The organism is Mycobacterium sp. Marseille-P9652 (genome assembly GCF_902652685.1).
GTDB lineage: Bacteria > Actinomycetota > Actinomycetes > Mycobacteriales > Mycobacteriaceae > Mycobacterium.
In genome coordinates, this window is record NZ_CACRUY010000004.1 from 109,689 (window position 1) to 121,185 (window position 11,497).

Annotated in this window: 6 protein-coding genes and 2 pseudogenes; 3 read left to right on the forward strand and 5 right to left on the reverse strand. The window is 67.2% G+C overall.

The annotated features are described in order from the left end of the window. Positions 1-163: 163 nt before the first annotated feature. The 3 genes and pseudogenes from GPY60_RS04370 to GPY60_RS27400 form a co-directional block, all read right to left on the reverse strand. Positions 164-2,824 (reverse strand): ATP-binding protein, encoded by a 2,661-nt coding sequence (locus GPY60_RS04370; RefSeq protein WP_156686403.1) that lies wholly within the window; start codon positions 2,822-2,824, stop codon positions 164-166. Continuing rightward, positions 2,821-5,990: pseudogene (locus tag GPY60_RS04375) on the reverse strand (ATP-binding protein). The gene GPY60_RS04370 and the pseudogene GPY60_RS04375 overlap by 4 nt, the downstream one beginning before the upstream one ends. 484 nt (positions 5,991-6,474) lie before the next feature. Further along, a pseudogene (locus GPY60_RS27400) lies at positions 6,475-6,665 on the reverse strand (hypothetical protein). 327 nt (positions 6,666-6,992) lie between these two features. Here GPY60_RS27400 and GPY60_RS04385 point away from each other — a divergent pair. From GPY60_RS04385 to GPY60_RS04395, 3 genes are read left to right on the forward strand one after another with little or no spacing between them, the layout of a single operon-like run. After that, a complete protein-coding gene (locus GPY60_RS04385; RefSeq protein ID WP_156686404.1) occupies positions 6,993-7,988 on the forward strand; it encodes an ATP-binding cassette domain-containing protein in 996 nt (331 codons plus the stop codon). Beyond that, on the forward strand, positions 7,985-8,794 hold the full coding sequence (locus GPY60_RS04390) for an ABC transporter permease (protein ID WP_231639316.1): 810 nt from the start codon (positions 7,985-7,987) through the stop codon (positions 8,792-8,794). The genes GPY60_RS04385 and GPY60_RS04390 overlap by 4 nt, the downstream gene beginning before the upstream one ends. Then, positions 8,794-9,612 (forward strand): ABC transporter permease, encoded by an 819-nt coding sequence (locus tag GPY60_RS04395; protein WP_156686405.1) that lies wholly within the window; start codon positions 8,794-8,796, stop codon positions 9,610-9,612. The genes GPY60_RS04390 and GPY60_RS04395 overlap by 1 nt, the downstream gene beginning before the upstream one ends. 13 nt (positions 9,613-9,625) lie before the next feature. Here the strand turns inward: GPY60_RS04395 and GPY60_RS04400 are convergent, their stop codons facing one another. Both GPY60_RS04400 and GPY60_RS04405 read right to left on the reverse strand, forming a co-directional pair. Then, positions 9,626-10,546 (reverse strand): hypothetical protein, encoded by a 921-nt coding sequence (locus GPY60_RS04400; RefSeq protein WP_156686406.1) that lies wholly within the window; start codon positions 10,544-10,546, stop codon positions 9,626-9,628. Further along, the gene (locus GPY60_RS04405; protein WP_156686407.1) at positions 10,543-11,490 is read right to left on the reverse strand and encodes an AfsA-related hotdog domain-containing protein; all 948 of its coding nucleotides are present in this window, start codon (positions 11,488-11,490) and stop codon (positions 10,543-10,545) included. Before GPY60_RS04405 ends, GPY60_RS04400 begins: the two co-directional genes overlap by 4 nt. Positions 11,491-11,497 lie beyond the last annotated feature (7 nt).

The following is an 11,497-nucleotide window of genomic DNA, read 5'->3' on the forward strand; positions in this document are numbered from 1 at the left end:
CCGCAGCGCGTCCGCAGTACTTTTGCGCAACGCCAGCACTGCGGCGTCCAGTCATCTGGGAACAGGTCGGCAACGAGAAGAAGGCTCTCTGGCGCAGCGGATGAACGCAAGCGGTGAATCGGCGAGCACGCCGCTCTCGCGTTGGACACGCGACACACGCAACTCAACCAGGGTGTTTGAGTTCTGTTCGGGCCTGGTCGATTTGGTCGTAGGCGTAGGTCACCATTTCGGCGGTGGGCATAGTTTCGCCCTTGCGGGCGAGTGACTCGTACGTCTGGTCGCCGAGGACCTGGCGGAGGTGGGTGATCGCGGTGGTGATTTCGGGGACCGCCGACGCAGAGAAAGGGCTGAGCGCGAACCCGGCGATGGTGGCCGCCGGTTCGTAATGTCCGAGCCGGTCGAGAAGTGCGGCGAGGACGGCCAGCGGGGCGCGCACCGCGGTGGCGTTGCCCGCATTGTGGAGGTCGCGGATTGCCAGAGTGAGGTGATCGAATGCGGATAAGGTCTCGGCGCGTTCGGCCTCGAGTCGTGCCAGAAATATAGCCAGGATTGACACGTTGGCGCGGTTGCCGCTGTCTTGAGCGATCACCAGACCCCGGCCGAGCGCGTGCAGCGCCCCGATGGGATCTGCGTCACGAAAAGCGGCACCGTAGGCACCGAGGGCGAACGCGAGCTCGGACGGGTTGCCTGTTGTCTCCGCATCCTCGATGAGGCCATCCGCGCAATCCCTCGCCTCCGCGCCGGACCCGGCCAACGCAAGGGCGCCGACCAGCCATGACCGGATGTGGACATGGGTATCGCGGCGGCGTGCGAGCTGGGCGCGGCACAACTCGGCCAACCGCTCCGGCTGCCCGATGATTTGATATACCGATCCAAGCCAGGCTTCGATGCCGTGCAGCAGCGCGTCGCGGCTTCTGCCGAGAAAGATCTGCCCGGCCTCGCTGTAGCCGACGGCCGCCTCAATCCGTCCGGTCGCGTAGCAGCACGACGCAATCGGGTACAGGAACGCCAGCCGCGGGTGATCGACTGCGCGGGCGGGCTCGATCAGCTCTTCAGCCCAGGCTATCGGCTCAAAGGTTGCGGCACCTATGCCGAGAAACCCCCCATAGGCGGCGATGGTGGCGGCCTCATCGAGGTCGCCCTGGTCGGCGGCCCACCGAAACGCGGTGCGCAGGTTGGCCAGCTCAATGGCGAACCAGTCGTATGCCTCGCGTTGGCGCGGGCTGTCCCACAGGGCCAGGATCTCGGCTTCGCGTCCGGCGAAGTACCGCGAGTGGGCGGCCCGCGCCTCGGCGGCTTCTCCGTGGGCGGCGAGTTGTTCCTCGGCGAACTGGCGGATCGTTTCGAGCATCGAAAACCGGGTCCGCCCCGAAGACCGGTCAGCCACCAGCAGCGACTTGCGCACCAAGGCATCGAGCAGATCCAGGGTGGCCAAGTCATCATCGGAACCCATTACGGCACAGGCGCTTTGGAGGTCGAATCCGCCGGCGAACACCGAACACCGCTCTAGCAGCGGTTTCTCCGCATCGTCGAGGTGGTCATAGGACCACGCCACCGCATGGCGCAGGGTTTGGTGGCGTGACAGGCCGCGTCGGGATCCGACCAGCAGCCGGAACCGCTGATCGAGACGATCACGCACTTCCCTTGCGCTCATCGACGCCATCCGCGACGCGGCCAACTCGATGGCCAACGGGATGCCGTCCAAGCGGCGGCAAATCTCCACCACAGCGTCCGCCTCGCCGGATTGAGCCATCACGAAGTCCGACACCACACTTTGCGCACGGTCCAGGAAAAGGTTCACGGCAGCGGATTCGGTTCCGGCGTTCACGTCGAGCGACGGGACGCGCCATAACTGTTCTTCGCTGATCCCCAAGCCCTCCCGACTGGTCGCCAAGATTGTGACGGTTGCCGATGCAGCGAGGATCGCCTCGACCAGATCCGCGACACTGTCGACCACGTGCTCGCAGTTATCGAACACCAGCAGCCGGATCCTCCCTTCCAACGCGGCCGCGACACTGTCAGCCACGCTCTTGCCGGGCTGCTGGATGATGCCCAACACCGCCGCGACGGCGTCGGGAACCGCGGCCGGATCCGTGACCGCGGCCAAGTCGAAAAACCAAGTCCCGTCGGGGAATTCGTCAGCCAACCGGGCCGCCACTTCCGACGCGAGACGCGTCTTACCGACCCCACCCACTCCGGTCAGGGTCATCAACCGATGCGCCTTCACCGCGGCTTGCAACTCGGCGACCTCCGCCTCGCGCCCGATGAAGCTGGTGACCGCAGGACGCAGATTTCCCGGACTCGCGTCAAGCGCGCGTAACGGCGGAAAGTCCGTGCGCAGGCCCACCGCACGGACCTGAAACACCTGAACCGGAGTAGGAAGATCCCGCAACCGCCGCGGTCCCAGATCGATGAGATCAACCCCACTGAGCAGACCGGCCGTCGACTCGGCCAGCAGGATTTGTCCGCCATGGCCGGAGGCCATCAGGCGTGCTGCTCGATTCAAAACCGTCCCGAAGTAATCACCCTCACGCAGCTCGGCTTCGCCGGTGGCAAGCCCCATCCGCACCGGCAACTCCAGCTTTCGCTGCGCGGCTACCGCAGCATTGACTGCGGAGTTTGGCGAGGCGAAGGCCGCACACACTCCATCGCCGGTGTGCTTGAACAACCAGCCGCCCTGATCATCGACCGCCGAACGCAACACGCCGTCGTGGGCAGCCAGCGCCGCCCGCATGTCATCGGCGTCCGCTTCCCACCGACGGGTCGAACCCTCCACGTCAGTGAACAGAAACGTCACCACGCCCGAAGGGGCAGCCGCCGTCATGGCATCGCCTCGGCCCAGGCGATATGGCCCTCGAAGCCTAGCGCTTTTGCCAGGTCGCGGTAGCGATCCCGCAAGTGGGTGTAGGTCGCGGCATCGCCGTGCGCCCGCGCCAGTAGAGCCCGCAGCCGCAGCAGCCAGACATCGCGTATCACCAGACCCTCTTGGGCTGGCGCGGCCGCTAATCGCTCGAGCGCGGCCTCGGCTTCGGCCGCATCTCCCTCGGCCCAGCGGTCAAGCAGTGTCTCCACCACAACACCCGTCGCTGGAATGCCCCATGCCAGCAGATGTTCCTCGCGGAACAGATGGTCAGCGTTGGCGCGCATGAGCCGTATGGCGTCATCGCGATCTCCACGGCGAGCGTTCTCCCGTGCCACGTACACGTTGACGAGCGGCAACTCGCCCAGATTGTGTCCCCGGCGTACGAACACGTCGCTGACTTCGGCCAGCAGCTTCTCTCCGCGATCACGCTCCGCGGCCGTGTCGCGGTGTACCAGCGAGCAAGGCCCAGCGTCATCCGGGCGAAAGTCAACATCTGGTTATCACCCGATCGTTCGGCAACCCGCAGGGCAGCCTCGATCTCGCGCATCGCGGAATCGTCGGGCCTTAGAACGCCATTCGTTATTACGCCGTAGATGTAGGTGACCGCCAGGGTGTAGGACGCAGGGTCGGCAGCACGGGCCAGAGCCAGCCCCTGCTGTTGGTCACCACGCCATCCCGGACGACCCAGACAGCACCGGGCAATAGCCCGCATCGCAAAGGCGACCGCTAATGGGGACCCGAATAGGAAGTTGCCCATGGAAGGATCGCCGTGGGCCAAGTCGATGACCCTTTGTGACCACTGCAGCACGTCACAATACTCAGCGCACTCAATCTTGGCGTAGATGGCCGCAGTGGACAGCCCCACGGTCAAGGTTGGATCGCCGATCGACTCGATGAGGGCCATAGCTTCCGATGCCAGCTCTGACGCCTCGCGCATCCGGTCCTGATATACGTGATCCACTACCAGCCCCGCCATGGCGATGGTCAGTGATGCCTTGTCGCCGGCGGCGGTGCATAATTGTCGCAGTTCGTCGAAGCGGGCACCGGCAACATGTTCATGGACTCGCCAGGCAATCCCGCAAAGCATGGTGCGCGGGGCGATGCGCATGGCTGCCTGGTTAGGGTCATCGGCAGGTACCGTGTCGGCGATCTTTTGTGCGCGTTCCCAGCTCAGTCGCGCCGCATTGATGTCACGGTTGGTCGCCCAGGTGGCGGTGCGCATGTGCCAGCCGTACGCCGTGTGGAGGTCACCAGCGGCCTCTAGATGCTCGGCGATCAGCGCCGCCTTCTCCTCCGCCATCGTGGGATCGCGTGATTCGATGGCGGCTGCCACCCGCCGGTGCAGCTCCGCGCGATCCGCTTTGAGTTGGGATTCGTAGGCCACGGTGCGGATCAGCGGGTGGTGGAACACATACTCGGGGTGTCCGGTGAAGGTGATCTGGTCAATCAGCTCGCCCGCCAGCAAGTCTTCCAGGGCGGGATCAATCCCCAGCGTTTCCAGCAAGCCCCGGCTGAAGCGTGAACCGATTACCGCCGCCGCGCTCAGCGTGCGCTTGGCTGCCGGATCGAGCCGGTCAATGCGCGCGGCGATGGTGGCCTGCAAGGTCGCGGGGACGTTCACCTCGCTAACCTCTATCGCCGAGCTGTAAGCGCCTGGCTCACCCAGCAATACGCCGCGCTCGGCCAGGTCGCGCACGATCTCCTCGGCGAAAAACGGATTCCCGAGAGACCTCTCGGCGATCTTCTCGCCCAGTGCACCCATCGAGGGGTCCCGGCCGAGCATCCCGGTGACCAACGCTGCGGTCTCTGAATCACTCAGCGGTGCAAGGGCGAGGGTTTGAGCACCGTGCACCCGGGCCAGCGCGCCTTCGTATTCCGGCCGGCAGCTGACCAGCACGAGCGAGGGCGTCTGCGGGATCACCCGCACAAAGTCGGCGAGCATCGACTCGCTGACCTCGTCGATCCAGTGGGCATCCTCGATGACGTAAACCCGCGGGCTTTCGCGAGCCAACGAGGCGGCGTTCACCAGCGCGGTCAACCGCCGCCGCCGCGCATCGGGGTCGATCTTGGGCAGCTCCACCTCGGGGTCGGCGACGGCCAGCAGATCGTCGAAGAGCGCCAAGTCCTCGGGATCGCCAGGGAACTGCGCCCGTATCCGCGCTCGTGCGGCCAGCGGGTCAAGGCCCGTGATGCCCGTGATCGCCCGCAGCAGCCGTGCCACCGCATGGAAGGGGACCTGGCTGGTGTGCGACTCGCAAAAGACGCTGAACACCTCCACACGCCGGGAGGCCGCCATCACCGCCACCTCGCGCACCAGACGACTCTTGCCAATCCCCGGCGGCCCGACCACACCGACCACCGCGCCGCGCCCGTCAATGGCACGTTCCAACAGGCCCTCGAGGGCCGACATTTCCCAGCGCCGACCCACCAGGTGCGACTCCGCACGCTCGGCAGTGCGATGTCCGTCGTCCATGGCCAGCAGCCGACGGGCAGGCACCCGCTCGTTGGCACCCTTGATTGCAACCAGCTCGGATTCGCCGAGAGTCGCAGCGCCCCGCACCAGTCGTGCCGTGGACGCGCTGAGCATCACCCCACCTGGGGGTGCCACCGATTCCATCCGCTGGGCCAACCCGACCTGCTCGCCGACCGCGGTGTAACCGAACGGACCCGAGCCGATCTCACCGGCGATCACCTCACCGGAGTTCAGCCCGACCCGTAGTTGCAGCTCCACTCCGTCGCGCTTGTAGACATCGACCGCGAGCCGTTTCGCCGCCTCCTGAATCCCCAAAGCCGCAAGGCAGGCCCGGAGAGCATGGTCCTCCAAGGCCACCGGTGCTCCGAAGACCGCCATGATCCCGTCGCCGGTGAACTTATCCACGGTCCCGCCGTACCGCTGCACCACCACTGCGCACCGGTCGGCGAGGTCGGTCATGATCTCGCGCAGGCGCTCTGGTCCGACGATTCCGGCGATGTCCATGGAATGCACCACGTCGGCGAACAGGACGGTTACCTGCTTGTACTCCGCATGGGCCTCATATTTGGTGACTGGTGCGCCGCAGCCGTCACAGAATCGCGCACCCACGCGCGGCTCAGTGCCACATGTGCGGCACCCGGTCGCTGCGGTCATCCGACCCTCCGCCGCTTCCGGCCCCCGAGGTCCCGGTTCACCAGCATAGGACGCTAGGTGTTGGCGGAACAGGTCTGAACAGTTCATGCTCAGCGGCACGTCTTCGCACGTTAAGGGGACGTATCGTTGCTGCCGGCCTCTTCGGCGAGCAGGCTACGGGCCGGCCGGATGCTCGTCGGAACTCGCATGCTCATGCTGGCGGCACCTAAGCGACTGCAATGGTGTCAGCCCACCCGTCCGCACAGCGTCCGCAGTAGTTTCGTCAAGTCACGCCATCCACCAACAGCTCGAACGCTCTGACATGCGATTTAGTGGTTCAGCCAACGCGGTCAACAGCTACAAACGCCCACTACGCAGAGTTCGGGACGAAGAGGCCGTGGGTTCGAATCCCGCCACCCCGACCAATGTGTCTGACCCGCAGTAACAAGGTCAGTGCTTCTCGGCATCAGGACTTGGATGGCGCGACCGGCGCCTACCGCCGTCGTCAGCTTCGAGGAACCCTGCGCCCGCGGGACCAGCCGCGGTAGGCGAGGTAGCCCATCACCGCGGCGCTGCACCGGTGCCGATCAAGCCCAGCGTCGTGCCGTGGGTGAACACGTTCAGCACGAACAGCGCCAGGAACAACACCGACATCGCCGTGAAGAAGACGGGGCCGTACAGGGAGTTGGTCTGCACAGGCGTGCTCCTTTCGCCGCGCCCGCCCGGGCGGCGCGGGGCCTGCCGGCGGGATGCCGTTGCATACGCGATTCTCCTTGGATGCGGCTCCCTGGTCGACCCCAACGCTGGGGCCGCCTCCTTGCCGGGGCGCGTGAATGCTTGCTAGTCAACGCCATTCGATCGCCACCCGAACGGCTGGTCCGCCATGGCGTTGCCCCGGGCGCGACGCGGGTGTTTAGATCGGGCCTGTGGCCGTGGGTGTCGAGATGCTACGAAGACCGACACGATGCGTTCGATGGTTTGACCGCCCCGCCCGTTCCCTCTGTGCCGAGCCATAGCGACGCAATGCCGGGCCCGGGAAAAGGCATTGAGGTCGAAGGCATCTGCAAGTCGTTCGGTTCGGTCACTGCGCTGCATGACGTCTCCTTCGACGTGGGCCGCGGCGAGGTCGTCGCTCTGCTCGGCCCCAACGGGGCCGGCAAGACGATCACCGTGGAGATCCTGGCGACGCTGACCAAGCCGGACCGGGGGCGCGCACGGGTGGCCGGCCACGACGTCGTCGCCGAACCGGCGATGGTGCGCCGCTCCATCATGCTGACCGGTCAGCACGTCTCGCTCGACGAGATACTCACCGGCTACGAGAACCTGATGATGTTCGGCCGTCTGCACGGCCTGGACAAGGCAGCGGCCGGGGCCAGGGCCCGCGAACTGCTGCGGGACTTCGGCCTCGAGGACGCAGCCGACCGCCGAGTGGCCACCTACTCGGGCGGCATGCGCCGCCGTGTGGACATCGCCTGCGGGCTGGTGGTCCGGCCCGAGGTGGTGTTGCTGGACGAGCCGACCGCCGGGCTGGATCCACGCAGCCGGCGGGCCATTTGGGAATTGATCGCCACGCTGAAGGGCGCGGGCATCGCGACGCTGTTGACCACCCAGTACCTCGAGGAGGCCGACGCGCTGAGCGACCGGGTCGTCGTGCTCGACGGCGGCAGGATCGTCGCGCAGGGCACCGCGGAGGACCTCAAGGAGCGCATCGGCGGGACCTTCTGCGAGTTCGTGCCCAAGAATCCCGCTGACGTCGGCGCCATCGCCCAAGCCCTGGGCCCGCTGCTGCCGGAGACCAGCCGGGCCGCGGTCACCCCGGAGTCCGACCGCGTGGTCATGCCCGCCCCGGACGGTGCGGACACGCTGGCCGTCGCCTTGACGCGAATCCACTCCGCGAGCATTGACTTGGCCGAAATCGCCCTGCGCAGGCCCTCACTCGATGACGTGTTCCTCTCGTTGACCGGACATGCCGAGGGCGGCGGTGCCCGAGCGGCCGACGCGGACGGGGCCGCCTTGTGACCGGCGTGACCCTGACCCATCCGAAGCCGTCCGGCATGCGGCAGTGGTGGGTGTTGACCGTGCGGCTGATCGCGCCGACCCTGCGCAACGGCGAGGTGGCGGTGGGCGTGGCCGTCACGGTCGCCGTGACGGCGAGCATCTACATCCCCTTGCACCGGCTCATGGATGGGCCCGACCTGGGGATGAGCAGTTACGCGCAGTTCCTGCTGCCCCTGATCGCTTTGCAGGCCATCTCATTCGCGTCGATCTCCACCGCCTTCCGGGCCGCGACCGACTCCGTCGAGGGGATCAATCGGCGCTTCCGGTCACTGCCGGTGCCGGTGCTGACGCCGCTGGCCGCCCGGATCACCGCCAGCATCTATCGCTGCGCTCTCGGGCTGGCCGTGGCGCTGGCATGCGGACACGTGATCGGCTTCCGCTTTCATCGCGGACCGGTCGACGCCGGGGCGTTCTGCCTGCTGGCGCTGCTCACCGGACTCGCTCTCGCCCTGCTCGGCGACACCCTCGGCACGCGATCGCGCGATCCCGGCGCGATGTCGCAGTGGTTATTGTTGCCCCAGTTGATATTCGGGTTTCTTTCGGTCGGAATCCAGCCGCTGCAACGGTTTCCGCGCTGGATTGCGCCGATTGTCCGCAACCAACCCGTCTCCCGGATCGTCGAGGCCCTACGGGCGCTTGCCGGTGACTCCGCCGGCGGGGTGGCCCCGGTCAGCTGGTCCGTGATCGGACCGGCCCTGGCCTGGGTGGTGGGGCTCATGGCACTGACGCTGCCCTGGGCGTTCGTGGTCTACCGGAGGAGGGCCTGATGACGGCACTCGCCGACGCGCTGCCCGGCGCCGAGCCACCCTCTCGAAACCCGCTGACCGAACTCATCTTTCAAACCCGGGTGCTCACCTGGAGGCTGCTCCTCCGCGCGGCCCGGACCCCCATGACGCTGGTCCACGGCGTGCTGTTGCCCGCATCGTTTCTGCTCATGCTCAAGGTCGTCTTCGGCAACTCCATCACCGCGATCACCGGCCAGGATTCGATATACCGCAGCGTCGCGCTGGTGGCCCTGCTGTCGGCGATGTCGGGCTCCTCGACAGGCATGGTCGGCATCAACACCGAGCGTCTCGGCGGGTTCCTCGGCCGGTTGTGGGCGCTGCCCATCCACCGCGCCGCGGGTCTGCTCGCCCGGTTGGGGGGCGAAACGGTGCGGCTGCTGTTCACCACGCTGGTCATCCTGGGTGTCGGTGTCGCCCTGGGGTTTCGCTTCCATCGCGCGGTGGGCGGCGCGGCGCTGTGGGTGGCGCTTCCGGTGGTCTTCGGGGTGGCGTTCGCGGCGCTGTCCACCACCGCAGCCCTCTACTGGCCCAGGGCCATCATGGTGGAGGCGACGCAGCCGGTGATCGTCCTCGGCGTTACGTTCTGCACGGGATTCGTGCCGGCGAACATGTACCCCGACTGGGTTCAGCCGATGGTTCGGAACCAACCGATGTCGCTTGCCGACGATGCGATGCGCGGACTGTCCGCGGGCGGCCCGGTGTGGACGCCGGCAACGGAATTCCTGCTGTGGTGCGGCGGCATCATCCTGGCGTGTCTGTGGCCGATCATGGTGGGCTACCGCAGGGCCAGCACCAGATGAGCGCGACACCAGCTCATCTGGCGAGACCCTGGCCGACGATGCTCAGATAGAAGACGACGACGAAGAGGGTCGGCAACACCTTGGGATGATCGCGTGCCCGGGCGTGCAGGAAACTCCACGCTGACACCAGCGGCAGGGCCGCGGTCGAAAGTGGCAGCCACGCCAGCGGCCACCGCGGCCCGGCCCATGACCACGGCATGGACACCAGGATCTCCGCGACCACCGCGAAAAGTCCGGCGCCGCAGGCCAGTAACGCACTGGCGGTGACCCCGAGCAACTCCGAGTAGGAATGCGGGTCGTCCCCCACCGCGCCCGCACCGGCCGCCCGCGCGATCTTCCTGGCGAATTCCGCATGCAGCAGTGCGCCGGTGAACACCAACGGCACGCCGGCGAGCCGCCACCACGGCGCCTCACCGATCCCGGGACAGCCGGTCATCGCGAACCCCGTGGCCAGGAACTGCGCCGGGCAGACCGCGACCAGGTTGACGATTGCGTTGTCCCGCAGGAGGTTCCACTTGGTCTCCAGCCACCACACCGCCAGGCTGTACGCCAGGGTGGCGGCGAGCAGTGCGACGGCCCAGCGCGACACCGCGACGGCCAGGGCCAGCGCGGCGGCGGCCGCCGGAACCATCGCCGCGCGAAGTTCACCCGTGGTGATCCGGCCCTGCACCAGCGGTCGCGTCGGGTGGTGAAGCGTGTCGTAGTCGAGATCCTTCTGATCGTCGACCATCCGCATGAAGGCGCCGGCCGCCATCAGCGCCAGCGCCTTCGTAGCGGTACCCCACGACGGTCGCCACGGGCCGGCCGATCCCGCGATGACGACGGTGAGGCTCTCGGCCGCAACCACCCACAGCGCCAGATAAACCGGGTAGACGGGGAGGCATCGCTCGACGAGGAAGGCTCCGATGCGCCCGGCGCGCGCGGAAACCGTCATCGCGGGGGATCTGCTCCACCGGGGTCGTCCGCGGCGACGAAAGCCAACTCCACCGTGGCCCTCGTGTGACCGGACTGGTGCACCTCTCCGCGGAAAGCCAGCGCGTCGTCGGCGGGTGTCAGCGCGACGCTGCTCACCGCATCCAGTTCCGCGAACGAGTGGAAGTCGCATCGGAGCCGGGTCGGTCCAACGGTGGTCGCGGCCCGCGGCCCCAGCCCGGCTAGCGAAAGTTGCCGGAACGCCTCGAGAATCAGGCCGCCGGGCAGGTGGTCGAGCGGGTGGTCGAAGAACGTCGGATTGTGGATGTCCACCACGACGGGCGCACAAACCGAGCCGTCGGCGCCGACGCGAACCGGCTCGCCGATCACCACGTTGGCCGGGCGCGTCCGGCCCACGGTCGGCGGATCGGTCGGCGACGGTTGCGCCACCGGTTCCCAGCTCGATCCGGCGCGCATGCGCAGCCAGGACTCCTCGGAAACCCAACCGAATGCGCCGGACAGCTCCATCGCCTTCGTCCCGCCCCAAGTCGCTGTCGCGGCGACGTCCAGACCATGGATCCGGCCGTGCTCGGATCGCCGAAACTCCTTTCGGACAACGGTATCGAACTCGACGTCGAGGTGTTCCGGCCCGGCACCGAGCGCGGCCAGGTCCAGAACGGAGAACTCGTAGTAACGGACCGTGTGGTGGAAACCGAGAGGCACGTCGTACAGGAGATGGCTGGCGGCGATGCACCCCTGGCGCAGACCCTCGAGCAGGAGAAGGGGATCGTAGTAGCCCGATCGGCGGCCGGCGCAATCCGCGTGGAAGCCGTGCCGGCCGGGCAGCCGGGCGTGCGCTGTCCACCCGTTCGCGTCGGCGACCACGGAGCTGACGAAGGCTTCGGCGGGCGCATGCTTGTGCGTCAGCCGCGGCGCGACCGCGTGAAATCCGTTCTCCTCGTTCACCTTCGTC

Coding starts and splice junctions, on each gene's coding strand:
- GPY60_RS04370 (WP_156686403.1), bottom strand. CDS start 2,824: ATGACGGCGGCTGCCCCTTCGGGCGTGGTGACGTTTCTGTTCACTGAC.
- GPY60_RS04385 (WP_156686404.1), top strand. CDS start 6,993: ATGCCGGGCCCGGGAAAAGGCATTGAGGTCGAAGGCATCTGCAAGTCG.
- GPY60_RS04395 (WP_156686405.1), top strand. CDS start 8,794: ATGACGGCACTCGCCGACGCGCTGCCCGGCGCCGAGCCACCCTCTCGA.
- GPY60_RS04400 (WP_156686406.1), bottom strand. CDS start 10,546: ATGACGGTTTCCGCGCGCGCCGGGCGCATCGGAGCCTTCCTCGTCGAG.